We start from the raw sequence: 26,987 nt of genomic DNA, 5'->3' as shown, positions 1-26,987 counted from the left end.
ACATGAATGAGCCCCTGTCCGTCAGCCTGGATGATCTCCGCGTCGCGGTCGGCGAACTGGCCGAGGTTTCGGCGGAGCAGGTGTCAGAGGACACCGACCTCTTCACACTCGGATTCGACTCGATCAGGCTGATGCGGCTCGTGGGCTGGCTGCGACGGCAGGGTGTCGCCGTGGGCTTCGCCGACCTCGCCGAACACCCGACGGTCGGGGAATGGTGGTCGGTCATCCGAGAGAGCGGCCGACGCCGGGAGATCACCGCGCCGCGCCCGGACGTCGACGAGGCCGGGGCGTTCGATCTCGCGGTGATGCAGCACGCCTTCTGGGTCGGCCGGGCCGAGAACCAGCGGCTGGGGGGAGTCGCCGCGCACTTCTACACAGAGTTCGACGTGGAGTTCGACACGAGCGGAGGCCCCGCCGTGGACCCGGGGCGGCTGGAACCGGCGTGGCGGGCCCTGTTCGCCCGCCACGGCATGCTCAGGGTCAGGATCGGCGACGACGGGCGTCAGCGGATCGGCGAGCAGCCGAACTGGCCCGGCCTGCGCGTTCACGACCTGCGAGGCATGGAGACGGCCGAGGCCGAGCGGCGGCTCGCCGCCACCAGGGAGTCGCTCTCCCACCGGATCATGGACATCGCGTCCGGCGAGGTCTTCGACATCCAGCTCAGCCTCTTCGACGGCGGCAGCCGGTTGCACGTGAACCTCGACATGGTGGCGGCCGACGCGCTCAGCCTGAGGGTTCTGCTGGCGGACCTGTCCGAGCTGTACACCAACGGGGCGGACGCCGACCTGCCCCCGCTCGGCTACAGCTATCCCCGGTATCGCGCGGAACGTGCCGCGACCAGCCGCCAGGAGCGCGAGCAGGCCGCCGCATGGTGGCGGAAGCGGCTCGCCGACCTTCCCGGGCCGCCGGCCCTCCCCGTCGTCCCCGACGACAGCGCGGGTGCGAGGCCGACTGTGGTACGCAGGCATCACTGGATCGCACCGGCCGGTCGGCAGCGGCTACGCGAGTGGGCACACCAGCGCGGGCTCACCCCCGCGATGGTCCTCGCGACGGCGTTCGCCGAGGTGATCGCCCGGTGGAGCGCCACCGACCGGTTTCTGCTCAACCTGCCGACCTTCGACCGCGAGCCTCTTCACGACGACGTGGGCCGGCTCGTCGGGGACTTCTCCAGCTCGGTGCTGCTCGATGTGGACCTGGCCGAGGCGATGCCGTTCTCCGCCCGGGCCGCCCGCGTGCAGAAGGACCTCCGGGAGGCGATGGGCCACGCCGCCTACACCGGGGTGGAGGTGCTGCGCGATCTGACCAGGGCGAACGGCGGCGAGGTCGTGCTCGCGCCCGTGGTGTTCACCAGCGCGCTGGAGCTCGGCGAGTTGTTCGCACCTGATGTACGGCGGTGCTTCGGGCAGCCGTCATGGATCATCTCGCAGGGGCCGCAGGTCTGGCTGGACGCGCAGGCGACCGAACTCGACGAAGGGCTACTGGTCAACTGGGACGCCCGCGAATCGGTGTTCCCGCCCGGCCTCCTCGACGAGATGTTCAAGGCGTTCGTCGATCTGGTCGAGGCGCTGATCGTGGATCGCACCTCGTGGGACGCGCCGGCTCCGCGCGGTCTGCCCGCCGCCCAGCGGCCGGTGCGCGAGCGGGTCAACGACAACGACGGTCCCACCGTCGGAGTCCCCCTCCAGGAGCGGTTCTTCCGGCTCGCCGAGGATGGGCCCGACCGGATCGCCCTGGTCTGGACCACGCCGGGGGACGGCGGCACGGACGGATCGATGACCTACGGGGAGCTGTCGCTGCGGGCCCGCCGGGTCGCCGGCCTGCTCCACGCCCGTGGGATCCGGCCAGGGGACACGGTCGGGATAACCCTGTCGAAGGGCCCGGACCAGGTGATCGCCGTGCTCGGGGCGCTCGCCGCCGGGGCGGCGTACGTGCCCTCCGGGCTCGACGTTCCTCCGGCGCGACGCGCTCAGGTGTACGGCGCGGCGGGTGTCACGCATGTTCTGACCGACCAGGAACATGACTGGCCGCCGGGTATCACATCGATCCCCATGGAGGACGCGGTCAGGTTCGCGCCGCTGCCGGACATCGCACACGTCGACCCCGAGTCGGTCATGTACGTGCTGTTCACCTCCGGCTCGACCGGCGTGCCCAAGGGCGTGGAGGTGCCGCACCGAGCCGTCGCCAACACGATCGACGCGGTCAATGACGTGTTCGGCGTGGACGGTTCGGACCGGACCATGGCGCTTTCGTCGCTCGACTTCGATCTGTCCGCCTACGACATGTTCGCCTTCCTTTCCCGCGGAGGCAGTGTGGCCGTACTCCATGAGGAGCAGCGCCGGGACGCACGCGCGTGGGCGCGAATGCTGCGCCGATGGGACGTGACGGTGGTGAGTTGTGTGCCGGCGCTGCTGGACATGCTGCTCGTGGCCGGCTCACGGGACCTTCCGGGATCGCGGCTGAGGCTGGTCATGCTGGGGGGCGACTGGGTCACCGTCGACCTGCCCGGGCGCCTGCGCGAACTTGTCCCTGGCTGCCGGTTCGCCGGGCTCGGCGGGATGACCGAGGCGGCGATTCACACCACGGTCCGCGAAGTCGATCAGGTGGACCCGGCGTGGCGGGCCGTGCCGTACGGGCGTCCGCTGCGCAACATGCGGTGCCGGGTCGCTGATGCGCGAGGGGAGGACCGTCCTGACTGGGTGCCGGGGGAACTGTGGGTCTCGGGCCCCGGCGTCGCGAGGGGATACCGGGGTGATCCGGAACGGACAGCGGAGAAATTCGTCGAGGTGGACGGCCGACGCTGGTATCGCACCGGTGACCTGGCCCGCTACCTGCCCGATGGAACGCTGGAGTTCCTGGGCCGCTCCGATCACCAAGTGAAGATCCGCGGGCATCGGATCGAACTGGGGGAGATCGAGGCGCATCTGGCCGCCCACCCGGGCGTGGGCAGGGCGATCGCCACTGTCGTGCAAGTGGCGGCGGGCCCCCGGCTCGCCGCGGCCGTCGTGGCATCCGACCCCGAAACGCCGGGTCGGCTGGAAGCGGATTCCCTGCGCCACTGGCTCGGTGAGCGGGTTCCCCGATACATGGTTCCCGAAGTGATTCGCGTCCTGGAAGGCCTCCCCCTGACCGGGAACGGGAAGATCGACCGCAAGGCCATCCACGCGGCGTTCGCCTTCGCCGGACGGGACGACGGGTTCGAGCCGCCCGTGGGGGTGGTCGAGGAGACGGTGGCGGCGCTCTGGCGCGAGCTGCTCGGTGCGGAACGGGTCGGCCGCCGGGACGGCTTCTTCGCGCTGGGCGGGGACAGCCTGCTCGCCACCCGGCTCGTGAACAGGCTCCGCGAGGCAGGGATGAGGGGCGCTGAAATCGCCCACCTGTTCGAGACGCCTGCACTCGCCGAGTTCGCCGAGGCCCTGACCCCAGGTGCGGGCGAGGCGCCGCCGGTGCTCGTCCCCGATGCCGGCCGCCGCTTCGATCCGTTCCCGCTGACCGAGGTGCAGCAGGCGTACTGGCTGGGCCGCTCGGAGGGGCTCGCGCTCGGCGGCGTTCCCGCGGTCTTCCGGCTCACCTTCGACGGGGCGGGCGTGGACCTGGACCGGCTGCGCCAGGCCCTGGAGCGGCTGGTCGCCCGGCATGACATGCTGCGAGCCGTCATCGGGGACGACGGCACCCAGAGGATCCTGCCCGAGACGCCCCCGGTCACCATCCAGGTCCTTGACGCGGCCGTCCCCGATCCGGAGTTCCTGTACGGATGGGCCGGTGAGCCCGGACGGTGGCCGCTGTTCGACGTGCGCGCGGTCCGTTACGGTGACGGCCGTACCAGGCTGGCCGTGAGCGTGGACGCGGTCGCGTTCGACGCGCTCAGCGTCAACACCATGATCGCCGAACTCGCGCAGCTCTATGCCGAGCCCGCCGCGGAGCTTCCCCCGATAGGGGTGACCTTCCGCGATTACGTGATGAACACACCCCCCTCGGACCGGACGGCGGCCGAGGCCTACTGGCGGGAGCGCCTGGCCGAATTGCCGCCCGGCCCTCAGCTGCCTCTCGACGCCGATCCCGCCGCGGTCCGCCCGCGGTTCACGCGACGCGCGGCCGGCGTGCCGGCCGGCCGGTGGAAAAAGATCAAGGAGCGGGCGCGGGAGCACGGCCTGACACCGTCGGTGGTGCTGCTGGAATGCTACGGACGGGTGCTGTCCAGGTGGAGCGACCGGCAGGACCTGACCGTCAACCTCACTCTGTTCGACCGGCACGACGTCCACCCCGACATCGGCCGGGTGCTCGGCGACTTCACCACCTTGCTGCCTCTGGAGTACCGGCCCGTGAAGGGGGAGGGATGGCTGGTGGCGGCGCGTCGGCTTCAGGCGCGGCTCGGCCGGGACCTGGAGCATCGGGCGGTGTCCTCGATCTGGGTGCAGCGCGAGCTGGCCCGTGGCACGGATGCCCCCTCCGCGGCGTTCCCCGTCGTCTTCACCAGCACGCTCGGCCTGGGAGGGGAGCCGTTCTCCGGGCTGCCCGAGGCGTTTCCGCGCTGGGTGGGGGGCGCCTCGCAGACCCCGCAGGTATGGCTGGACCACCAGCTCTTCGAACACGAAGGTGAACTCCAGCTGGTGTGGGACGCCGTCGACGAGCTGTTTCCGCCAGGCGTGCTCGACGCCATGTTCGCCGCGTACCGGGACCTGCTGGTGTGGCTGGGCGACGAAGAGGATTGGTCGCGGCGTCCGGTCATGGCTCTCCCCGTGGAACAGCGCCTGGCCCGGGAGCGGGTGAACGCGACGACCGGCCAGGAATCGGGGCGGTTGCTCCACGAGGCGTTCTTCGAACGCGCCGCGGCCGATCCCGGGCATACGGCGCTGCTGTGCCGCGACGGGGAGCAGGTGTCCTACGGTGTCCTCGCCGATCGGGCCCTGCGGGTGGCGGCGTTGCTGGCCGGTCGAGGAGTGAGGCCCGGGGATCCGGTGGCGGTCAGCCTGCCGAAAGGGCCGGACCAGATCGCAGCGGTCCTGGGAACGCTCGCCGCCGGCGGAGTCTATGTGCCGGTGGGGGTGGACCAGCCCGAGTTGCGCCGCCGGAGTCTGATGGAGAGAGCCGGGGTCGTCACCGTGCTCGACGACCTCGCCGGGGCGGACCAGTGCGAGCCGCTGTCCAGCCCGGTGGCGGTCGCCCCTGAGGCACTCGCGTACGTGATCTTCACCTCCGGCTCCACGGGTGAGCCGAAGGGGGTGGAAATCTCCCACCGCAGTGCGGTCAACACGGTCGACGACATCGTGGAGCGTTATGGGGTCGGCCCCGCTGACCGGGTCCTGGCCGTCTCGGCACTGGACTTCGACCTGTCCGTGTTCGATGTCTTCGGGCTGCTCGGCGCCGGAGGCGCGCTGGTGCTGATCGGTGAGGACGATCGCCGCGACGCGCAACGCTGGGTGGAACTGGTGCGCCGGCACAGGGTGACGGTGTGGAACACCGTGCCCGCGTTGCTGGAGATGCTGGTGACCGTGGCGGAGATGGACCGCTCGCTGCCCGGCTCACTCCGGCTGGCCATGGTGTCGGGAGATTGGGTCGGCCTGGACCTGCCCGGCCGGCTCCGTTCGCTGGTGCCGGGCTGCGACTTCGTCGCGCTGGGAGGAGCGACCGAGGCGTCGATCTGGTCGAACGCCTTCGAGGTGACGTACGTGGACCCGGAATGGTCGTCGATTCCGTACGGCTATCCGCTGCGCAACCAGCGGTTCCGCGTGATGGACCAGGAGGATCGTGACTGCCCGGACTGGGTGCCCGGTGAGTTGTGGATCGGCGGAATCGGCGTCGCCGCCGGATACCGGGGCGACGAGGGGCGGACGGCGGACAAGTTCGTCGAGGACGACGCGGGGCGCTGGTACCGGACCGGTGATCTGGGCCGGTACTGGCCTGACGGCACGCTGGAGTTCCTTGGCCGCAGGGACACACAGGTCAAGGTGCGCGGGCACCGGATCGAACTCGGGGAGATCGAGGCCGCCCTGGCGGCGCACCCGGCAGTGGCGCAGGCCGTGTGCGTCGCTCCGGGAGAACGGAACCGCAGGCGTCTGGTCGCGTTCGTGCAAGGGAGCGGTGGCCTCGACGGTTTGGCGGAGTTCCTTGCCGAGCGACTGCCCACGCATGCCATACCCGCGCAGATCATCTCGGTCGCCTCTTTCCCCCTGACGGCCAACGGCAAGGTGGACAGGGCGGCGCTGACCAGCAGGGCCGACCGTGCCCCGGAACGCGGTTTCGAGGCGCCGGTCGGGGTGGTGGAGGAGACGGTGGCGGGGATCTGGGGTGATCTGCTGGGAGTGTCGCGGGTGGGTCGTCATGATGGGTTCTTCGCCTTGGGTGGGGACAGTTTGCTGGCGACGCGGCTGGTGGATCGGTTGCGGCGGGCGGGGTTGGGCGGTGCGGAGCTGGCCGCGTTGTTCGTGTCGCCGGGGCTGGCGGATTTCGCCGCGACGTTGGAGTGGGGTGAGGCGTCGCCGGCGAAGTCGGTCGTGGCTGATCGTGAGGGCCGGTTCGAGTCGTTCGGGTTGACGGAGGTGCAGCAGGCGTACTGGCTGGGGCGGCAGTCGGATTTCGTGCTGGGTGGGGTCGGCGCGCAGTTCTATGTGGAGTACGAGCATGCGGAGGGGGATCTGGGCCGGTTGGAGGAGGCCTGGAATCGGCTGGTGGTCCGGCATGACATGCTGCGGGCGGTCGTCGAGGAGGACGGTACGCAGCGGGTGCTGCCGCGGGTGCCGCGCTATCGGTTCGCGGTCGTGGACGGTGACGCGCGGGTGGTGGAGCGGGTCCGGGAGGAGATGTCGCGGCGGCTGCTGGATCCGGGGTCGTGGCCGTTGTTCGACATCCGTGCTGTGCGGTGCGGCGGGTCGGTTCGGCTGTGTGTGACGTTGGACAACCTGGTGGTGGACGGGCTGTCCATGTTGATCATTTTCGCTGAGTGGGAGCGCCTGACCGCCGATCCGGACGTCGAGCTTCCTGCGATCGGCATCACCTTCCGCGATTACGTGCTCCAGGCACAACCCGACGAGAGCCGGCTCGCCGCGGCCGAGGCGTATTGGCTGAGGCGGGCCGCCGAGTTGCCGCCCGGTCCGCGGCTGCCGGTCCTGAAGGACCCCGGCCAGGTCGAGATCCCCCGCTTCCACCGCCGAGAGAGCAAGATCGACGGGGCGGCCTGGCACGCCCTCACCGAGCAGGCGAGGCTCAACGGGCTCACACCGTCGGTGCTGCTGCTCGCTTGTTTCGCCGAGGTGCTCTCGGCCTGGAGCGGGCAGCCGGACCTGACCGTCAACCTCACCCTGTTCGACCGGCGCGACGTCCACCCCGACATCGGCCACGTCGTCGGCGACTTCACCTCGCTGCTGCTGGTGGCCTACCGCCGGCGGCCGGAGGAGAGCTGGCTGGAACGGGTGCGCCGCCTCCAGGAGCAGGTCTGGCGCGACCTCGACCACCAGGAGATCTCGGGCGTGCGCGTGCTGCGCGAGATGGCCCGCCAGAACGCCGGGCTCACGCAGGCGGTTCCGGTGGTCTTCACCAGCATGCTCGGCATCGACGACGCCCTGGCCCGCACGGTCCGGTGGCCCGACCACACCCGATCCCAGACCCCTCAGGTCTGGCTCGACCACCAAGCCGTCGAGCTACCGGACGGCGTGTTGCTGAGCTGGGACAGCGTCGACGAACTGTTCCCCAGCGGCCTGGTGGACACCGCGTTCACCGCCTACCTGGAGCTGGTGGAACGGCTGACCAGGGCGGACTGGACGCGGCCGATCGATCCATCGATGCCCGGCGCGCTCGAACCCATGGCTGAGCCCGCTCCGGTCGACGCGGACGTAAGGACCGCGCACGACGTGGGGCCCGACGGCCCGCCGCAAGGTGAGGTGGAGCAAAGTCTGGCCGTGCTGTGGGGCGAGCTGCTCGGCCGCGCCCCCGAGAGCCGGACCGACAACTTCTTCGTGCTGGGTGGCGATTCGCTGGGCGGCACCCGGATGCTCCAGCGAGCCGCCCAGAAGTTCGGGGTCGATCTCTCGCTGCGTGCGTTCTTCGCCGCTCCCGTGCTCGCCGTCCTCGCCCGCGACATCGACGAGCAGCTCATCGCATCGGACGCTCTGGAGGACGGAACGCTATGACAGTCAGTGACCTGGTCACCGAGCTGGGCCAGCTCGGTGTCCGGCTGTGGGCCGAGGACGGCCGGCTTCGTTATCGGGCACCGCGCGGGGTCCTCACCGAAGAGCGCAAGGCCCGGCTCATCGCGTGTAAGGCCGAGTTACTGGCCTACCTCCAGGCGGACACGGCCACGCTGGTCACCGACCCCGCGGCCCGGTACGAGCCGTTTCCTCTGACCCAGATGCAGTCGGCCTACCTGCTCGGACGGCACCAGACGTTCGAGTACGGCGGTGTCGCCTGTACCGGATATCTCGAGATCGCCTACGAGGGGGTCGCGCCTGAGCACCTCGAACGTGCCTGGAACGAGCTCGTCCGGCGCCACGACATGCTGCGCGCGGTCGTGGACGGCGAAGGACACCAGAGGATCCTCCCGTCCGTCGACGACTACGCGATTCCGGTCACCGACCTGAGCGGGGCGCCCGATGCCCGGGCCGAGGACCATGTCGCCGCCATCCGACGAGAGCTGCATGACAGCGTCGGCGACACTGGCACCTGGCCGCTGTTCGCCCTGCACACCACGGTGACCGATCGCGTCACCGTGCTGCACCTGCTGATCGAGCTCCTGGTCGTCGACTCCGCGAGCCTGCAGCTTCTCCTCGCGGAGCTGGATCAGCTCCTGCTCGGCGAGAAGCCGCCACGAGCACCGGCGGCCACGTTCCGCGACTACGTCATGGCGGAGCGGTCGCTGCGCGACGGCCCCTCTTTCCACCGGGACCGGGCTTACTGGCTCGACCGGATCGACGACCTGCCTCCGGCGCCCGAGTTGCCGATGCTGGGCGACCTGCTTCCGCGTTCAGAACCATGGCAGGAGGTCGGCCCGGCCCGGTTCCGCCGCCTGAGCCGGCAACTGTTCCAGGACGAATGGACAGGCCTGCGCGAACGTGCGCGGCGGCACGGCGTCACCGAGTCGGGGACCCTGCTCGCCGCCTACGCGGAGACCATCGGCCGGTGGGCCCGCAATCGCCGGTTCACCCTGAACCTGCCGATCTTCAACCGTCTTCCGCTGCACGAACGGATCGAGTCCGTCGTCGGCGACTTCACCACCGTGAGCCTGCTCGCCGTCGACCTGGACGCGGGGCCGTCCTTCGCCGAACGTGCCAAGGCCCTCACCTCCCGGCTCTTCGACGACCTCGACCATCGCCTCTTCACCGGGCTGGACGTGCTGGCCGAGCTGACCAGGCGGCGGGGCCGACCGGCATTGATGCCCGTCGTGTTCACCAGCACCCTGGGTTCAGGCGCCTCTCCGGAACGGGAGCCGATGGGCCGGTTCCTGAACGGCCTGACGCAGACGCCGCAGGTGTGGATCGACTGCCAGGTCGTGCAGCAGGGCGGCCCGCCGCTGCTCGTCTGGGATGTCCGGTGGGACGTGCTGCCGGAAGGGCTCGCCGAAGACGCGTTCGAGGCGTTCACCACCCTGGTCGCCGCACTCGCCACCACGGAGCAGGCATGGGAGGACGGTGACCCCGTGCGGTTGCCGCCCGGCCAGCGCGTGCGCAGGACCGAGGCGAACGACGCCTCCGCGCCCTTGCCCGACCACCTTCTGCATGAGCCGATCCTGAACCATGCCCGGGACACGCCGGACCGTACGGCTGTCGCCGACGCGCGGACGACGCTCAGTTACGGGGAGCTGTACGCGAGGGCGGCCGCCATCGCCTCCCGGCTGCGGGCCGCCGGATGCGAACCCGGCGACAGGGTCGCAGTGGTCATGAGCAAGGGCGTGGAGCAGGTGGCCGGGGTGTTGGGCGCGCTGCTCGTCGGCGGCGTTTACCTGCCGCTCGACCACGGGCAGCCGCGAGCGCGCCGCGACCGGATCCTCGCCGACGGAGGGGTCCGGTTCGCGCTGACCCAGTCGTGGAGCGAGGCGGGCGATCAGCTGCCGGCCGAGATGAGCACCATCGCCGTCGACGCGATCGGCCTGGACGACGCATCACCCGAGCTTCCCGCCCGCCTGGCCTCGCCGGACGACCCGGCCTATGTGATCTACACGTCCGGGTCGACCGGCGCGCCCAAGGGCGTCGTGATCAGCCATCGGGCAGCGGCCAACACCATCGCGGACATCAACGCCCGATTCGCCGTCGCGCCGCAGGACCGCGTGCTCAGCATCGTGAACCTCGGCTTCGACCTGTCCGTCTACGACATCTTCGGCGTCCTCGCCGCGGGTGGCACGGTCGTCATTCCGGACGCTGACCGGCGCGCCGACCCCTCGCACTGGGCGGATCTCATCGATATGCACGGCGTCACGCTGTGGAACTCGGTGCCGTCCCAGCTGCGCATGTTCCAGGAGTATCTGGCCGACGCAGGGGGGCGCGCCGCCACGTTGCGGCTGGCGATGCTGTCGGGAGACTGGATTCCGGTGAGTCTGCCCAGCCGGGTCTGGGAACATCTGCCCGGCCTGCGCATCGTGGCGCTCGGCGGCGCCACGGAGGCGTCCATCTGGTCGATCGTCTACCCGATCGACGAGGTCAGGCCCGGCTGGCGAAGCATCCCGTACGGCAGGCCGCTGGCCAATCAGACGTTCCACGTCCTCGACGACGCCCTGCGTGACCGCCCGGACTGGGTGGCCGGTGAGCTCTACATCGGCGGCGCCGGCCTGGCGCAGGGGTATCTCGGAGATCCGGAGAAGACCGCGTCGCGCTTCATCACCCATCCGGTCACCGGCGACCGGCTCTATCGCACCGGTGATCTCGGACGTTACCTGCCGGATGGCGTGATCGAATTCCTGGGGCGGGAGGACACCCAGGTCAAGGTGCGGGGACATCGGGTGGAACTCGGGGAGATCGAGGCGGTGCTGCGGTCCCATCCGGCCCTCGCCGACGCGGCCGTGCTCGCCGTGGGCGACGGCGACGCCAGAAGGCTCGCCGCCTTCGCCGAGCTCGGGCCCGCCGACGTGCTCGATCAGGCGGCCGGAAGCACTGAGGAGTTCACAGTCGTCATCGACGCGGCAGCCACGGCATGGCGAACGGTCGAGGAGGCGTTGGACGCCGAGGCGTTCACCGTCCTCATGCAAGAGACCGACACGGCCGCGGTTCAGGCCATGGCAGCGCAGCTGCGCGCGAGCGGGCTCTTCGCCACGCCCGGAGCCGGGCACACGGCAGCTGAGATCGCCGACGCCACCGGAGTCGCGGACCGGCACCGGAGACTCCTGCGGCGCTGGCTCGACGCCCTGGTCGCCGCGGAGGCCGTGAGATTCGACGAGGAGGCGGGCACGTTCCACGACCTCGTCCCCGCCGACCAGGGATCGGTGGCGATGGCCTGGGATCGGGTGAGCGAGCTGGAGGAGCGCGTCGGTTACGGGGATGGCCTCATGCGGTTGATCCGCACCTGTGGAGACCGCCTCGGCGACCTGCTCCGCGGGGACTTCGACGTGCGCGAGGCCCTTTTCCCTGACGGCGAGTTCGGCGCCGCCAGGGCGGTCTACCGCGAGAACCTGGTCGCGCGGGGGATCAACGGCATCGTCGCGGCGGCCCTCCGGCGGATCGCCGAACGGCACGGTCGGCGATCCGCCGGTGCGGGCCCTCTGCGGATCCTGGAGGTGGGCGCCGGCATAGCCGGGACGACGGCGGACGTGGTGCCGGCTGTGGCCGATCTCGCACCCGACTACCTGTTCACTGACATCTCGGAGTTCTTCCTGAGCGAGGCGCGCGGGACGTTCGGCGAGCATCCCTGGATGCGGTACGGACTTTTCGACGTCAACGCCGACTTCCGGGCCCAGGGCTATTCGTCCAACAGCGCGGACGTCATTCTCTGCGCCAACGTGCTGCACAACGCCCTGAACGCGGCGGAGGTGCTGGCACGGCTGCGGGAGATGCTCGCCCCCGGCGGCTGGCTGGTGTTCATCGAGCCGACCCGGCCGCACAACTATCCGCAGCTCGTGTCGATGGAGTTCGAGTTCACGGGCGAGGGCTTCACCGATGACCGCGTCCGCACGGGGCGGGCGTTCTTCACACGGGACCAGTGGCTGGACCTTCTGGCTGAGACGGGGGCAGAGGATCTGATCTGCCTCCCTCCGGAGGACAGCGCGCTGGGCCTGGCGGGGCAGGGCGCCTTTCTCGCCCGGTTCGACGCAGGCCGTGCTTATACGACGGCGGAGCAGGTCACGGCGCACCTCACGGCCCAGGTGCCGGAGTACATGGTGCCGGCGACGGTGCAGCTGGTGAACGCCCTGCCACGCTCGGCGAACGGAAAGCTCGACAGATCCGCGCTCGCGAGCCTGCTCCCCGCGAGCCAAGGGGACCAGGTGATCGACACCGGCCAGACGCTCGCCGACGACCTGGAGCGGGGTATCGCCGAGCTGTGGGGTGAGCTGCTCGGCGTCCAGCATGTCGGCCGCGAACAGGACTTCTACTCCCTCGGCGGCGATTCACTCCTGCTGTCACGCATGGTCGGACGCCTCCGCGAACAGGTGCCCGAGGCCGCAGGAGTGGAGTGGGCACTGCTGACCCGCCGGATGCTGCATGACCCCACGGTCCGGGGTCTCGCCGGCTACCTGCGCTCGTCCGGTGGCGCCGGTGCGGTGGCCGAGAAGCGGGAATGCCCCGTCGTCGTGCTGAGCGAGAGCGCCGGATCCGGCGAGCCTCTGTGCGTCTTCGTGCACGCGGGAACCGGCACGCTCCAGCCGTACCAGCCGCTGCTGGCGAGGCTGCGAGCCGTCGGCCGCGATGGGCTGCTCGGATTGGAGATCACCGATTTCGATCGCTACCTCGCGCTGCCTCCCGAGGCGGTGATCGACCGGCTGGCCGCCGACTACACGCGCGAACTGCTGGGTCACGGCTCCACCTTCACCGTGGTCGGATACTGCCTCGGTGGGCTGCTCGCGACCGAGGTGGCCCGCACGCTCATCGAGGCGGGTGCCACCGTCGAGGGGCTGATGGTGATCAGCTCATACCAGCCACCGGCGGTGGACGACGAGTTGATGGTGGAGTACCTGTTCGCCCAATCGATGGGCGCCGACCTCGAAGCCCTCGGGCTGCCGCATGACGCCGAGGTGATCGGCCGGGCGGTGCGCGAGATCCTGGCGACGACGCCGGAGCGACTCCCGGACGGCTGCCTCACCTCCCTGAACGGTGAGCACGCCGCGGTGGGCTCGTCGTTCAGGGCTTTCGCCCGAGACGACCGGCCGCGGCGGCTCGCCGCGATCCACCGGGTCGCCACCCCCGAGGGCGCCTACAACTCCGGGAGCTATACCCTCGCGGAGTTCGCCCGCCTCTTCGAGGTCTTCCGGCAGAGCATGCTCGCCGTCAGCCGCCATCGCGCCGACCCCTACGCCGGACCGATGACGCTGCTGCGCAACAGCGGCTCGTCGACCCTGCTGCCCGGTTCGAGGGCCGATGTAGGCCGCTTCTGGGAGCGAATCGGTATGGGCGGCATCTCCGTGCACGACCTCCCCGGCGATCACTTCGGCTGCATGTCCGCGTCGAACGCGCCTGAGCTCGCCCACCTGCTCGCGAGGGCCGGGCGATGACCCGGCGCCCGAAAGTCATCGTGTGCGGCACGGGGTTCGGCCGCATTCACCTGCGGGCCGTGCAGAGCTCGCCGGACGTGGAGCTCGCGGGGGTGCTGGCGCGGGGCAGCGACCAGTCCCGGCGTATCGCCTCGGAGCACGGCGTCACCTGTTTCACCGACGTCGACGATCTCCCCGGAGACGTGGACATCGCCTGCGTGGTCGTTACAGGCGGGACCGGCGGCGGCGACGGCACCGAGCTGGCCCTGCGGCTGCTGGCCCGCGGGATCCACGTCATGCAGGAACTTCCCTTGCACCGCCACGAACTGGAGTCGTGCCTGCGGGCGGCCCGTGAGCACGGGGTGCACTACCGGGTGAACGCCTTCCACCCGCACCTCGCGCCCGTCCGCCGTTTCCTGGACGCCGCAGAGGTGGCCCGGCGGCGTCAGCGACCGCTCTTCGTCGACGCGGCCTGCGCGATCCAGGTGCTCCCCTCGCTGTTGGACATCGTCGGGCGCGCGGTGGGCGGGCTGCGGCCATGGCGCTTCGCCGACCCCGACACCGTCCCACCGGAGCTGGCGGCGCTCGCGGGAACGCCCGCTCCTTACACCACCGTCCACGGGGTGATCGGCGAAGTGCCCGTGACGCTCCGCGTGCAGAACCAGATAAACCCCTCCGACCTCGACAACCATGCGCTGCTGCTGCACCGGGTCAGTGTGGGCTTCGAAGGCGGTGTGCTCTCTCTGGCCGACACCCACGGGCCCGTGCTGTGGAGCCCGCGCCTGCACGGTGAACGCGACGCCACCGGACGCCTGGTCCTCAGCGGCCCGGAGACCGGTCGCCTCGGTGTGTCCAGTACGCAGCGCCTCGACGGTGCCATGGCGCCCGGGGCACAGGACCCGACCTTTCTCGAGATCTTCGATCGGGTCTGGCCGGACGCCGTGGTGCACGCCCTGCGAGAGTTCCAGCAGGACATCGCCGGCTCGGCGGATGCCCCCCAGCCGGCGAAGTGGTCGCAGTGGGCGCTCAGCCTCACCGCACAGTGGCAGGACCTGTCGGCCCGGCTCGGGCCGCCGGAGCCGATCCACCCGCCGGAGCCCCAACCGCTGCCGCTGCCGGAACTGCTCGCCGAACTGCAGGAGGAGGGACGGTGAGGAGGATGACGGAGCCTGCGGGCCGGTGGCTGCGCTGTTACCAGCCGCGCCAGGCAGTGGGCTGCCGGCTGATCTGCCTGCCGCACGCCGGCGGCTCGGCGAGCGCCTACCGGGCCTGGCCCGCGTTGGTCGGCGAGCGGATCGAGGTGCACATCGCGCAGTACCCCGGCAGGGAGGACCGATACGCCGAGCCCCATGTCCACGACCTCCCCACGGCAGCGGCCAGGATCGCCGACGAGGTCGCCCCCCTCACCCGGGGCCGGTACGCCCTGTTCGGCCACAGCATGGGCGGGGCCATCGCCTACGAGGTCGCGGTCATGCTGCTCCAGCGTGGCCTGCCGCCACCGGTGCACCTGTTCGTCTCGGGACGGGAGCCCCCCGTCCATCACCGCGACGGCACCGTCCACAGCCTGGACGACGAGGGGATCGCCGCCGAGCTGATCCGGCTGAGCCCGTCCAACAAGGAGCTGCTGGCCGAGCCGGAACTGGCGGCGCTCGTGCTGCCGATCATCCGGAGCGACTACCGGCTCATCGAGTCCTACCGACCGGGCGCGGACGTCGTGCTGCCCGTTCGGATCACCGTGCTGGCCGGCATCGACGACGGGGAACTCAGCCTGGTCGAGGCGCGCGACTGGTCGCGCTACACCGATCGGGAGATGCGCCTGCGCACATTTCCCGGTGACCACTTCTTCCTGAACGAACACCGCAGGGCCGTGACCGGTCTCATCGCCGAGACGCTCAGCCCGATCGCCGACCCCCTGCCCCCGGCCCCATGATTGGCGGACTTCCATGAAAGACACGCTCATTTCCCCGGCCGTCGAGTTCTACGACGTCGTCACCCGCACGCATTCGGAGGGAGGCGACGCGCTGCGCTCGGTCCTGGCCGAGGTCGACCCGTCGGCCGGTGCGATCCTCGACGTCGGCGCGGGAACAGGCAGGACAGTCCAGATCATCGCCGAGGCGGTGCCCGGCGCCCGGATCGTCGCCGTCGAACCCGACCTCGTGATGCGAACCGTCCTCACGCACCGCGTCGTCGCCGACGACGATCTGCGGTCCCGCGTCACCATCCTCGCCGATGACGCACAGGGGATGGCGATCCCGGAGACGCTGTCGGCCGTCGTGCTCTACGGAGTCCTGGGCATGCTCGACCGCGACGAGCGGGCGCGCCTGTGGGACAGGCTGCTGCCCCGTCTCGCTCCCGGCGCCCCGGTCGTCGTCGAGCTGCTTCCCATCGAGAAACCACAGACGCTGCCGCCGATGCCGTACGCGAAAGAACGTATCGGGGAGCATCTCTACGAGGCCACGCTGCGCGGGGAGCCCGGTGAGGACGACCTCATGGTGCTGAACACCACCTGGCGGATCACCGGTGAGGAGGGTGAGGTCCGCACCGTCCATGGAACCAGTCAGTGGCACACCTTCGGCCTCGACGACCTCGCCCGCGAGACCGGACTGACCGCCGAGCGGCTCACGCTCCAGGCGGGTCTCCTGCGGGCGGGCGGATGATCGGTGTGGCCGGCGTGACCGGGACCGTCGGAAGGCGCGCGGTCTCGGTGCTGGCCGGGCTTGGTGCCGGACCGCTCCGGCTGGGCGGTCGTCGCCCCGCCGAGCTGGAGCGGATCGCGGCCACACTCCCGGATGCGAGCGTGCACCGGCTCGATCTCGACGACCCGGAGAGCATGGACCGGTTCTGCTCGGGCTGCCACACCGTGCTCAACTGTGCCGGCCCTTCGTATCTGATCCTCGATGCCCTCGCGCGGGCGGCCCTGCGCGGGGGAGCGGACTACGTCGACGTCTCGGGCGACGAGCCGGTGCACGAACGGCTCTCCGTGCTCGGACTTGCGTCTCGCCGTGCGGTGCTCTCCGCGGGCGTCCTGCCTGGGCTGTCCGGGCTGATCCCCCGCTGGATGGCCGCCGGCTTCGATCGCGTGGACGCGCTGACCACCTACATCGGGGGCCTCGAACGGTGCAGCCCAGGCAGCGCGACCGACATGATCCTCAGCATGCGGGGGGACTCAGGGGACCATTACGGTCAGGCCCTCGCCGGCTGGCGGAACGGCAAGATCGAGGTGGGGGTGCTGCGTCCCGTCACGGACGTTGAACTGCCCTTCTTCCCCGACCGAGTCACCCTGCAGCCGTTCTTCGGCGGTGAGTCGGAACGGCTGGCCTCCGCGATCGGAGCCGCGTCGATGGACTTCTGGAACGTCTTCGCTGGCGACCGGCTGCTCAGCGCCTTCACCGGCATGCGTGGCCGGCCGCCGTGGACAGACGAGGAGATGGAGGCGGCTGTCGCCGAGCTCACCCGCGCGGCCGATCTCGACATGTTCGGGCGCCTGCCGTACTACGCCCTGCTGTTCAGGATGGCGGGCGACGTCGCCGGCCGGCACTCCGTCCGCACCGTGGCGCTGCGGACGGAGGAGGCCTACCGGCTGATCGCCGTGGTCGCCGGCCTGACGACCCACGCGGTGGCCGAAGGCCGGATCCCGCCCGGCGTGCACTACGCGGCCGATGTACTCGATCCCGAGACGGTCATCGATGGGGTACGGCATTCCGGCGCTCTGGCCGCCTTCGAAGTGATCGACGACCTGGACATGGGGGCCGACCTCATGGACGAAGGCGCGCTCTGAAGGTCACCACATCCAACCAAACGAAAGAGACTCATGACCGGCTACTCGACACGCACCATCATGATCGCGGCTGCGGTGGGAGTGGTGTTCGGCCTGCTGCTCATCCCGGCCAATATCTACACCCTCGCGATGACCATGACCTACCCGTTACTCGGGGCGGTGACGTGGGGGCTCTGGGGGATGGCCGCATACGTGGCCGTTGGATTGCTGCGCCGATTCGGCGTGGGGATTCTGGCGAACGTCGTCGCAGGGCTGGTCTCCGGACCGCTTACCGGGTACGGCTGGGCGCTGGCGGCGACAATGCTCTTCTGGGGACTCGTCATCGAACTCCCCTTTCTGATCACCCGATACCGGCGGTTTCCCGTCGCCATCTTCCTGGGAACCGGTGCGTTCATCGGCCTCGCCAACGCCGCGATGGGGTGGGGGCCGCTGGGGCTCGGGCAGATGCGGCCCGTGATCGTCGCCCTTGTGGTCGGCGGCGCGGTGGCGAGTTGCGTCCTGTGCGCCTGGCTGTCGTACCTGTCCGTTGGTCGCCTCGCTGCCGCGGGAATCGGGGTCGGCCCCCGCCGGAGCCGGACGCCATGACCCTGATCGAGGCCGAAGGCGTCGCGGTCCGTTACGACACGTCGGACGGATGGGTGGGAGGCGGGCTGGACCTGGACGTCTCCGTCGGAGAGGTCGTGCTGTTGCTGGGGCCGTCCGGGTGCGGGAAGTCCACCCTCGCCCTCACACTGAACGGGCTCGTCCCGCACAGCGTCCCGGCCGAGTTGCGCGGCAGGGTTCGCGTGGCTGGACGGGACACCGCCCATCATCCGCCCGGACGGCTGTGTGACGTGGTGGGAATGGTGTTCCAGAATCCCGATGCCCAGATCGTCTGCGCGACTCTGCTGGACGAGGTGTGCTTCGGCCTGGAGAACCTGCTGACCCCCCGAGCGGAGATCGAGCCGCGTGCCATGGCCGTCCTCGCCGAGGTCGGGCTGGCTGATACCTCGGAGCTGGCGCTGCGGGATCCGACGCGGTTGTCCGGCGGCGAGCGGCAGAAGCTGGCGCTCGCCTGTGCGCTGGCGACCCGGCCGAACGTCCTGGTGTTTGACGAGCCGACCGCCAACCTCGATCCCAGGAGTACCCGCGACTTCTACCACCTTCTGGGGAGAGTGGCGGAGCACGGGACGAGCGTGATCCTGATCGAGCATGACCTGGACGACGCCGTCGTCATCGCGGACCGGGTCGTCGTCCTCGACGCGGAGGGAAAGGTGCGGCTGAGGGGCACCCCGGCCGAGGTTCTCGCCGGGCGTGCCGACGAACTCGACGCACTCGGGGTGTACGGGCCCACGGCCGTGCAGGCCGCCCGGCGGCTCGGGCTGTACGGCGACGCGCCGCGGGATGCCCCGCTGACCCTGGAGGGCCTTGCCTCGGTCCTGCGTGAGGAACCCGTGACCGATCTCTCACGGGGACAGGTCGATGAGCGGGACGCGCAGTCGTCCCCCACCGAGATCATGGCTACCACCCTGGTGGGAGTGGACGACCTGACCGTCCGGCTGGGCGGCGCGGACGTGCTTCGCCGCGTCTCGCTCTCGGTTGCGCGCGGTGCCTATCTCGCGGTGATCGGGCTGAACGGCGCAGGCAAGAGCACGCTCGCAGGATGCCTGGCGGGCGTGCTACGGCCGCCCCCGGGGCGAGTCCGCATCGACGGGGCAGACATTTCCAGGCTCTCGGCGCGGGAGCTGAGTGATCGCGTGGGATACGTCTTCCAGAACCCCGAGCACCAGTTCGTCACCGGTTCCGTCGCCGAGGAACTCGCCCACGGGCTGTTCGTGCGTGGCCTTCCCGGCGACGAGGTGACCGAGCGGGTCGCCCTGATGCTTGAGCGCTTCGACCTGGCCCGATACAAGGATGTGAACCCGTTCATGCTCTCGCACGGAGAGAAGCGCCGCCTGTCGGTGGCCACGGCGCTGATCTGCGGGCCCGAGCTGCTGGTGCTGGACGAGCCCACGTTCGGCCAGGACCGGGCGCGGGCGGCGGAGCTGCTCTCCCTGCTCGACGCGTTGCACACCGCGGGCACCACCGTGATCATCGTCAGCCACGACCTGCAACTGGTTGCGGAACACGCCACCCACGTCGCGGTGCTGGCCGACGGCGAGCTGCTCGCTCATGCCCCGGTCGAAGGCGTACTCCGCGATGACGCGCTGCTGGAAAGGGCAGGGCTGCTTCCCCCGCCGGTGCGCCGGCTTGCCACCGCGGTGGCCCCCGGCCGGCCCCGGTGGGAGACAGCGTTCCGGCTCACCGACCTCAGTCCGCGGCTGCGATGACGGGACAGTCCATCGCCACCGGCCACGCCTCCCAGACCGCTCCCGACCGGGGAACGGCGGGACATCCGGGCCAACGGCCCCGGCTCCGGATCAACCCGCTGGCCAAGATTGCGATCGTGCTGCCGCCGATGGTGGTGCTGCTGTTCGTCCGGGACGTCTTCACGCCTCTGGTCTTCACCGTGCTCGCCCTGACGGCCGCCGTCGCCGTGACGCGGCCCCGGCCGCTGAGGTTCCTGATCGGCGCCGCCGTCGCAGCCATGGTCTTCACGTGGACCGTCCTCGTGTTCGCGCTGACCACTGCCCCGCAGATCTCCGTTGGAACTCAGGTGGTTCTGGAAGTGGGGCCGCTGACCGTGCACGCCGGCGCGCTCGAGTCGGGCGCGGCGACGGTGCTGCGCGTCACCGGGCTGATCTCGTTGACCGTACTGGGTGGCGCGGGAACCCCGGGGCCGGAGCTCGCCGGTGCGCTGGTCAACCAGCTCAAGATCCCCTACCGGTACGTGTATCCCGCGCTGGTGGCGCTGCGCTTCGTGCCCCGGCTGCGCCGGGACATCGCGATCATCAACGCGGCACACCGGATCCGTGGCGTTCGTGAGCGGCGGGGACCGTTGGGCGCCTTGACCCGCGCGTCCCACATGCTCATCCCCTTGATGGCCGGAACCATTCGGCACGCCGAGAGGATCTCGCTCGCCATGGACGCCCGCGGATTCGGCGCCCATCCGACCCGCGAAGATCGCGTCCCCACCCGCTTCACCTGGCTCGACGCCCTCGTGATGACGCTCGGTATGGTCGCGGTGGCGGGGCTCTTCTGGTTGAGTGCCGTGCTGGGGCACCTCGAGCTGGTGGGGACCGTGTATCCGTCCGCAGTGCCAGGAAATCGGGGGTGATACGCCCATTGGTGCAGCTTGGTCTGCGTCCGGCGTAACCCGCAGCCAAGCCCCATCGAGGTCATCAGCGCCGGTACCGATGTGCGGCATATGTACCATTGCGCGAGAAATTGATAATGGTTTCCATATTCGCTAGCATGTCAGCCGTTTGGCGGGATCCGCCGAGCGCGACCATGACGTATACGGAGAGGGCGGGCGGATGCAGGTTCCGTGGACGGCGCCTCGCCGCCTGCGGAGGGTTCGCGAGACGGCCGATCTTCCCGTGGCCGTACGGCTGCTGCTGGTCAACCAGTTCGGCGTCAACGTGGGCTTCTACCTGCTGGTGCCCTACCTGGCCACACATCTGACCGGAGACCTGCGCATGTCGGTCGCCGCCACGGCGATCGTCCTGGGCGTCAGGAACCTGGCCCAGCAGGGGCTGTTCATCATCGGCGGGACGGCGGCCGACCGGCTGGGAGCACGTCGTGTGATCATCGCGGGCTGCGGGCTCCGCGCCGCCGGTTTCGGGTTGTTCGCTTTCGGCGACGGCCTCGCGGTGCTGGTGGCGGCGGCGGTGCTCAGCGGGTTGGCGGGTGCGCTGTTCAATCCCGCAGTGCGGGCCTACATCGCGGTGGAGGCTCCCGACCGGGCTCGCGCGTTCGCGCTGTTCAACGTGTTCGCGCAGGCGGGCGCGCTGTGCGGTCCTGTGCTGGGCGCGGTGCTGCTGCTCGCCGACTTCCGCGTCGTCGCGGTGACCGCCGCGCTGATCTTCCTGGTGCTCACCGTCGCGCAGGCGCTGGTGCTGCCCGCGCGCGACGTCCCGCCGAGCGGCACCTCCCTGCTCGGCGACTGGCGGGCGTGCCTGGCCGACCGCCGTTTCCTGGGCTTCGCCCTCGCACTCAGCGGGATGTACGCGTTGCAGAACCAGCTCTACCTGGTGCTCCCTCTGGAGGCCGAGCGCACCACCGGCAGGCCAGAGGCGGTGGCGGCGGTGTTCGTGATCTCCACCGTGGTCACGCTGGTCCTGCAGGTGCCCATTACCCGGTTCCTGGACCGGCGCAGAGGAGGGGCGATCGCGGGCGGCATGGCGGTGATGGGGCTCGGTTTCCTGGCGCCGGCGCTGCTGCCGGGTCCCGTGCCGGTGCTGGTGGCCGTGCTCGCGCTGGCCGTGGGCGTGATGATGGCCCAGCCGTTCGTGTACGACGTGGTCGGCTCCTCCGGTGGGCCGAGCCGGTCGGGGACGTACTTCGGGATGTTCTACATGGTCTCCGGGGTCGTCGCCGCCGTGAGCACCGTCGTGATCGGCTGGGCCGGGCCGCGCGGGCCGCTGGTGTGCGCGGCCATCGGCCTGACGTGCGCGGCCGGCGCCGCGGCACACGCCCGCCGCCGCGCGCCGGAGCCTTCGTGACCTCCTCCGCCCCGCATGTCCCGACTCCTCTTGTCCCCGCGCCGCGGGCCACTGCCGGTCCTTGACGTACGTCATCACTGAAAGTGAGCAGCACTCATGCACGACCACCTCAGCCGACGCGGTTTCCTTGGAGCCACCGCCGGCGCCGCCCTCCTCGCCGGATGCGGGACGGGCTCGTCGTCCGGCGGCGGCGCGAGGCTGCGCGCTGCGTTCGCGGGCGGCGGCGCCACCGAGGTGCTCGATCCGCACCGGGCCAACCTGTTCGTGGAGGCCGCCCGGTCGAAGGCCATGTTCGACAAGCTCGCCGACCTGGGGGACGACGTCGCCCCGCGGCCGCGGCTGGCCGAGAGCTGGGAGCCGAGCGACGACCTGCGCAGATGGCGGATCACGCTGCGGCAGGCGAGCTTCCACGGCGGCGAGCCCGTGCGGGCGCAGGACGTACTGGCCAGCTACGCGCGCATCCTCGACCCGACGGCCACCTTCCGCGCGAAGTCCAGCTTGGCCCTGATCGACCTGGGCGCCAGCAGGGCGGTGGACGACCGCACCGTGGAGTTCGTGCTCAAACGGCCGTTCGCCGAGTTCCCCAACGTCATGGCCGCGTTCGGGGCGTACATCATCCCGGAAGGGCTGCGCGACTTCTCCCAGCCGGTCGGCTCGGGGCCGTTCCGGTTCAAGTCGTGGACACCCGGCCGGTCGGTGGTGCTCGCCCGCAACCCCGGCTACTGGGAAGGAGCCCCGCAGATTGAGGAGCTGGAGTTCCTGATCGCCAACGAGGAGTCCGCCCGGATCAACGCGCTGCTGAGCGGGCAGGTGGAGTACGCCCACGACCTGACGTCGGCCACCGCGCGCCAGCACGGCTCCCGCGCCCGGTTCGTGCACTCGCCCAACAGCAACACCCAGGCGTTCGCGATGAAGGTCGACCGGCCGCCGTTCGACGACCGTGACCTGCGGGAGGCGATGTTCCTGCTCGCCGACCGCACGCAACTGGTGAACACGACGATGCAGGGCGCCGGGCAGATCGGCAACGACCTGTTCGGCAAGGACTACCTGCACTACGCGGCCGACATCCCGCAGCGCGAGCCGGACCTCGACCGCGCCAGGGCGCTGATCAGGAAGGCCGGGGCCGAGGGGACGGTCATCGAGCTGACGACGTCCCAGGCGTCGGCCGGTTTCGTGGAGGCCGCCACCGTGTTCGCCGACCAGATCCGCGCCGCAGGGCTGGAGGTGAGGCTCATCACCGGGAACAAGGACACCTACTGGTCCGACATCCTCACCAAGGGCACACTGGTCAGCTTCCGGTCGGGCGCCATGCCGATCGAGACGCACATCTCCCAGCGCCTGCTGTCGAACTCGACCACCAACGCCACGAGGTGGGCCCGCCCCGAGTTCGACGCCCTCTACGACAAGGCCGTCTCCTCGCCCCGCGAGGAGGACCGCGAGGACGCCTTCCACGAGATGCAGCGCATCCTGCACGCCGAAGGCGGGCTGCTGATCTGGGGATTCTCCGACGGGATCGTCGCGACCGCCGAGAACGTGACCGGCGTGCGCGGCGCCCCCTTCAACACGCTCGACTGGGCGCGCTTCGACAAGGTCCGCCTGGCATGAGCCTGCCCCGTTACGCCGTACGACGACTGCCCCTGGCAGGCGCGCAGGTGGCGGCGGTCACGACGCTGATCTTCCTGCTGGTGGAGCTGCTGCCAGGGGACGCCGCGGTGATCCTGGCGGGTGACGCGCCCGACCCCGCCCGGGTCGAGCAGATCCGCGCCGAGCTCGGTCTGGACCGTCCTCTGCCCGAGCGGTTCGCCGAATGGGCGGCGGGGCTCGCGCGACTGGATCTGGGCAGCTCGATCGTGTCCGGGCTGCCGGTGTCGCAGATCGTCCTGGGTGCGCTGGAGCCCACGCTGCTGCTGGCCGGGCTCACGCTGGCGCTGCTGATGCCGCTGGCGGTGGTGGCCGGCGTGAGCGCGGCGATCCGGGAGGGCGGCCTGCTGGACCGGGCGCTGACCTCCACCGGCGTCGCCCTGTACTCGGTGCCCGAATTCGCCCTGGCCATGGTGTTGATCGCCGTGTTCAGCGCCTATCTGGGCTGGCTACCCGCGACGGCGATCGACGGGCTCGGACCGGCGGTTCTCGTGCTGCCGCTGCTCGTGCTGCTGGCCCGGCCGCTGTCGTCGACCGGCCGGCTGGTCCGCGCCGGAATGATCGACGCGCTGCGCGCCGGCTACACCCGCCACGCGCTCCGGCTGGGCGTCTCGACGCGACGCGCCCGGTACGCGCACGCCCTGCCCAACGCGCTGGCGCCGGCGGTTCAGCAGCTGGCACGCACCGTCGACTGGCTGCTGGGCGGGGTCATCGTCGTCGAGGCGGCCTTCGTGATCCCGGGACTGGGCACCGTGCTGGTCGACGCGGTCGCCGACCGCGACCTGCCCGTCATCCAGGGGCTGGCGGTGCTGTTCGCCACCACCACCGTCCTGGTCAACCTGGCCGCCGACCTGGTGGCGTTCCGACTGGTGCCCCGCGCATGAGGCGGCTGACGATCTCGATCCCGTTGCTGCTGGTGGCGGTTCCGCTCGTGCTGGCCGTGGCGGGCCCGTGGCTGGCGCCCGACGCGGCGGGAAACGGGCCGGCGTTCGCCCAGGACGGCCCGCTGGGCACCGACTTCGCGGGGCGGGACGTCTGGCGGCAGGTGCTGCTCGGCGGCCAGAACCTCATGCTGGTCGCGCTGACCGCGACCGGGGGCGCCTACCTGCTGGGGGTGCCGTGGGGGCTGGCCGCCGCGACCGCCCGGCGACGTGCCGTCGACGAGCTGCTGATGCGCCCGCTGGACCTGCTGCTGGCCATCCCGTCGCTGCTCCTGCTGATCCTGCTGGCCAGCACCGGGTCCGGCTCGGTCCTGGTGTGGGCGCTGATGCTCGTCCACCTGCCCGACGTCGCCCGCGTGACGCGGGCCGCGGCGCTGGAGTCCGCCAGCGGTACGGCGATCGAGGCGATGCGGCTGCAGGGGGAGGGCCGGTGGCGTACCGGCGTGCTGTTCGTCGGCCGATCGGCGCTGCGCACTCTGGTCACCGACCTCGGCACCCGCCTGACCGGCACCCTCTACCTGGTGGCCGCCGCCGCGTTCCTGGGCATCGGGGTTTCGCCCGACGCCGCCGACTGGGCTGTGATGATCGACCGCAACCGCTCGGGCCTGTTCCTCAATCCCTGGTCAGTGCTCGCCCCCGTGACGCTGATCGTCATGCTCACCGTCGGGCTGAACCTGACCTTCGACCGCGCGCTGGACGGCAGGCGGAAAGTCGCGGCGCCACCGGCCCAGGAGGCGGTGAAGTGATGATCGAGGTGTCGGACCTGCGGGTCCGCTCGTCCACCCGGACGCTCGTGGACGGGGTGAGCTTCACCGCTCCAGAAGGCGGCGTGCTGGCTCTGGTGGGAGCGTCGGGAAGCGGCAAGACCACCACGGGATTGGCCCTGCTTGGCGAGCACCCGCCGGGAACCGAGGTCACCGGGACGATCCGGGTCGCGGGAGCATGGCCCGCGCCGCCCGGCACCGTCGGCTACATCCCGCAGCACCCCTCGTCCGTGCTCAATCCCGTGCGCAGGATCGGCTCGGCGCTCGGGGAGGTGGCGCGGCTGCACGGCACGGCCGTGCCCGACGCGCTGGAGGCCGCGCGGCTTCCCGCAGACCGGGCCTTCCTGCGCCGTTTCCCGCACCAGCTGTCCGGCGGGCAGCAGCAGCGGCTCGTCCTCGCACAGGCCCTGCTCGCCGCCCCCAAGGTGATCGTGGCAGACGAGCCAACCACGGGGCAGGACGCCATCACCCGCGGCGAGCTGGTCACCACGCTGGGCGGCATCGGGGTGACGCTGGTCCTGCTCAGCCACGACCTCGATGTCGTCCGCGCGCTGGCCGACGACATCGTCGTGCTGCGCGACGGCAGGGTCGTCGAATCCGGTCCCGTCCTCCTGGACGCACCGCGCAGCGACTACGCCAGGGCCCTGGTGGCCGCCCAGCCCGATCCCCGGGCCGCCGTGGCGGCCCGGGCCCTCCCGGAGACACCCCGGCTGGAGGTCCGTGCGCTGACCGCCGGGCATCGAGGTCGTCCCACCGTGCACCAGGTCACCCTCGACGTGGCCGCGGGTGAACGGCTGGGAATCGTCGGCAGATCGGGCAGCGGCAAGACGACCCTGGCGCGTTGCGTCTCCGGCCTCCACTCCTGGACGGGCGGCGACGTGATCCTCGACGCCGCCCCGCTGCCGCCGCAACCCCGGCGGCGCACCCGGGCCCACCGCGCCCTGGTGCAGTACGTCTTCCAGGACGCGCGCGCCTCGTTCGACTCGTGGCGCCCTGTCGGCGAGCAGGTCGCGCGCACCGCCGTGCGACTGCGGAACCTGCCGCCCGACCAGGCCAGGACGGAGGCGCTGGAGAACCTGGAACGCATGGGGGTGGGCGAGCAGGTGGCGCGGCACCGCCCGCATCGCCTGTCCGGCGGCGAACTCCAGCGCGCGGCGCTCGCCCGCGCCCTCCTGGCCCGGCCCCAGGTGCTCATCTGCGACGAGATCACCTCGGGGCTCGACACGCTCAACCAGGCCGCCATCCTCGACCTGCTCGCCGGCCTGGACCTCATCCTCATCTTCATCAGCCACGACCTCGGCGTGGTCGCCAGGATCGCCGACCGGGTCGCCGTCATCGACCAGGGCCGGCTCGTCGAGCACGGGCCCGCCGCCCAGATCCTGCGGTCGCCCGGCCACCCGCTGACCAAGGCCCTGCTGGGCGAATCGGCCGGAACAGGAGTCACCCCATGACCTATGACGTACGCCCCGCACGCGCCGAGGACCTCGACGGCGCGCGCAGCGTCATGCTCGACACCTTCTACCACGACCTCGGCTACGGCTACCGGCCCGAATGGCACCGGGACGTCATCGAACTGGAGGAGGTCTACCTGCGGCGGCCGCGCCACGCGCTGTTCGTCGCCGTCCATGACGGGCAGGTGATCGGGACGACCGCGGTACGCGCGCAGGGCCCCCGCCACCC

15 protein-coding genes are annotated in these 26,987 nt (G+C 70.8%); all 15 read left to right on the top strand.

Going from position 1 to position 26,987, the window contains the following annotated elements; translation table 11 throughout:
• Positions 1-2: 2 nt before the first annotated feature.
• Positions 3-8,123, top strand: coding sequence for a non-ribosomal peptide synthetase (locus E1295_RS10250; RefSeq protein ID WP_132629986.1), 8,121 nt, complete (start codon positions 3-5; stop codon positions 8,121-8,123).
• On the top strand, positions 8,120-13,621 hold the full coding sequence (locus tag E1295_RS10245) for a non-ribosomal peptide synthetase (RefSeq protein ID WP_132629984.1): 5,502 nt from the start codon (positions 8,120-8,122) through the stop codon (positions 13,619-13,621). Before E1295_RS10250 ends, E1295_RS10245 begins: the two co-directional genes overlap by 4 nt.
• On the top strand, positions 13,618-14,754 hold the full coding sequence (locus E1295_RS10240; RefSeq protein WP_132629982.1) for a Gfo/Idh/MocA family oxidoreductase: 1,137 nt from the start codon (positions 13,618-13,620) through the stop codon (positions 14,752-14,754). The genes E1295_RS10245 and E1295_RS10240 overlap by 4 nt, the downstream gene beginning before the upstream one ends.
• A gap of 5 nt (positions 14,755-14,759) precedes the next feature.
• A complete protein-coding gene (locus E1295_RS10235) occupies positions 14,760-15,530 on the top strand; it encodes a thioesterase II family protein (RefSeq protein WP_132629980.1) in 771 nt (256 codons plus the stop codon).
• Positions 15,531-15,543: 13 nt separating this feature from the next.
• A complete protein-coding gene (locus E1295_RS10230) occupies positions 15,544-16,257 on the top strand; it encodes a class I SAM-dependent methyltransferase (protein WP_132332493.1) in 714 nt (237 codons plus the stop codon).
• A gap of 14 nt (positions 16,258-16,271) precedes the next feature.
• The gene (locus E1295_RS10225) at positions 16,272-17,378 is read left to right on the top strand and encodes a saccharopine dehydrogenase NADP-binding domain-containing protein (RefSeq protein ID WP_166427163.1); all 1,107 of its coding nucleotides are present in this window, start codon (positions 16,272-16,274) and stop codon (positions 17,376-17,378) included.
• A gap of 33 nt (positions 17,379-17,411) precedes the next feature.
• Positions 17,412-17,963, top strand: coding sequence for an ECF transporter S component (locus tag E1295_RS10220; protein WP_132629976.1), 552 nt, complete (start codon positions 17,412-17,414; stop codon positions 17,961-17,963).
• Positions 17,960-19,687 carry an ABC transporter ATP-binding protein gene (locus tag E1295_RS10215; RefSeq protein WP_132629974.1) on the top strand — a complete coding sequence of 576 codons (1,728 nt, stop codon included), beginning with the start codon at positions 17,960-17,962 and terminating at the stop codon, positions 19,685-19,687. Before E1295_RS10220 ends, E1295_RS10215 begins: the two co-directional genes overlap by 4 nt.
• Complete coding sequence (locus E1295_RS10210; RefSeq protein WP_132629972.1) at positions 19,684-20,574, top strand: energy-coupling factor transporter transmembrane component T; 891 nt, start codon at positions 19,684-19,686, stop codon at positions 20,572-20,574. The genes E1295_RS10215 and E1295_RS10210 overlap by 4 nt, the downstream gene beginning before the upstream one ends.
• Positions 20,575-20,773: 199 nt before the next feature.
• Entirely contained in the window at positions 20,774-21,961 is a 1,188-nt protein-coding gene (locus E1295_RS10205; protein WP_132629970.1) for an MFS transporter, read from the top strand.
• A gap of 96 nt (positions 21,962-22,057) precedes the next feature.
• The gene (locus E1295_RS10200; protein ID WP_132629968.1) at positions 22,058-23,566 is read left to right on the top strand and encodes an ABC transporter substrate-binding protein; all 1,509 of its coding nucleotides are present in this window, start codon (positions 22,058-22,060) and stop codon (positions 23,564-23,566) included.
• Complete coding sequence (locus tag E1295_RS10195) at positions 23,563-24,486, top strand: ABC transporter permease (RefSeq protein WP_132629966.1); 924 nt, start codon at positions 23,563-23,565, stop codon at positions 24,484-24,486. Before E1295_RS10200 ends, E1295_RS10195 begins: the two co-directional genes overlap by 4 nt.
• Positions 24,483-25,289 carry an ABC transporter permease subunit gene (locus tag E1295_RS10190; RefSeq protein WP_132629964.1) on the top strand — a complete coding sequence of 269 codons (807 nt, stop codon included), beginning with the start codon at positions 24,483-24,485 and terminating at the stop codon, positions 25,287-25,289. The genes E1295_RS10195 and E1295_RS10190 overlap by 4 nt, the downstream gene beginning before the upstream one ends.
• A complete protein-coding gene (locus E1295_RS10185) occupies positions 25,289-26,758 on the top strand; it encodes an ABC transporter ATP-binding protein (protein ID WP_132629962.1) in 1,470 nt (489 codons plus the stop codon). The genes E1295_RS10190 and E1295_RS10185 overlap by 1 nt, the downstream gene beginning before the upstream one ends.
• Positions 26,755-26,987 (top strand): GNAT family N-acetyltransferase (locus E1295_RS10180; RefSeq protein ID WP_484213998.1); only part of this gene is annotated, 233 nt, incomplete at its 3' end. The genes E1295_RS10185 and E1295_RS10180, both read left to right, overlap by 4 nt.

Origin of the sequence: Nonomuraea mesophila, assembly GCF_004352805.1 — a bacterium.
In the GTDB taxonomy this organism is placed as follows: domain Bacteria; phylum Actinomycetota; class Actinomycetes; order Streptosporangiales; family Streptosporangiaceae; genus Nonomuraea; species Nonomuraea longispora.
The sequence above is the reverse complement of the archived record's forward strand: the minus strand, read 5'-3'. Positions and strand labels throughout refer to the sequence as shown.

Excerpts from the sequence above, each read along its gene's own strand:
- E1295_RS10240 (WP_132629982.1), top strand. The coding sequence starts at position 13,618 with ATGACCCGGCGCCCGAAAGTCATCGTGTGCGGCACGGGGTTCGGCCGC.
- E1295_RS10205 (WP_132629970.1), top strand. The coding sequence starts at position 20,774 with ATGCAGGTTCCGTGGACGGCGCCTCGCCGCCTGCGGAGGGTTCGCGAG.
- E1295_RS10245 (WP_132629984.1), top strand. The coding sequence starts at position 8,120 with ATGACAGTCAGTGACCTGGTCACCGAGCTGGGCCAGCTCGGTGTCCGG.
- E1295_RS10215 (WP_132629974.1), top strand. The coding sequence starts at position 17,960 with ATGACCCTGATCGAGGCCGAAGGCGTCGCGGTCCGTTACGACACGTCG.
- E1295_RS10220 (WP_132629976.1), top strand. The coding sequence starts at position 17,412 with ATGACCGGCTACTCGACACGCACCATCATGATCGCGGCTGCGGTGGGA.
- E1295_RS10230 (WP_132332493.1), top strand. The coding sequence starts at position 15,544 with ATGAAAGACACGCTCATTTCCCCGGCCGTCGAGTTCTACGACGTCGTC.
- E1295_RS10190 (WP_132629964.1), top strand. The coding sequence starts at position 24,483 with ATGAGGCGGCTGACGATCTCGATCCCGTTGCTGCTGGTGGCGGTTCCG.
- E1295_RS10210 (WP_132629972.1), top strand. The coding sequence starts at position 19,684 with ATGACGGGACAGTCCATCGCCACCGGCCACGCCTCCCAGACCGCTCCC.
- E1295_RS10195 (WP_132629966.1), top strand. The coding sequence starts at position 23,563 with ATGAGCCTGCCCCGTTACGCCGTACGACGACTGCCCCTGGCAGGCGCG.
- E1295_RS10185 (WP_132629962.1), top strand. The coding sequence starts at position 25,289 with ATGATCGAGGTGTCGGACCTGCGGGTCCGCTCGTCCACCCGGACGCTC.
- E1295_RS10250 (WP_132629986.1), top strand. The coding sequence starts at position 3 with ATGAATGAGCCCCTGTCCGTCAGCCTGGATGATCTCCGCGTCGCGGTC.
- E1295_RS10235 (WP_132629980.1), top strand. The coding sequence starts at position 14,760 with ATGACGGAGCCTGCGGGCCGGTGGCTGCGCTGTTACCAGCCGCGCCAG.
- E1295_RS10200 (WP_132629968.1), top strand. The coding sequence starts at position 22,058 with ATGCACGACCACCTCAGCCGACGCGGTTTCCTTGGAGCCACCGCCGGC.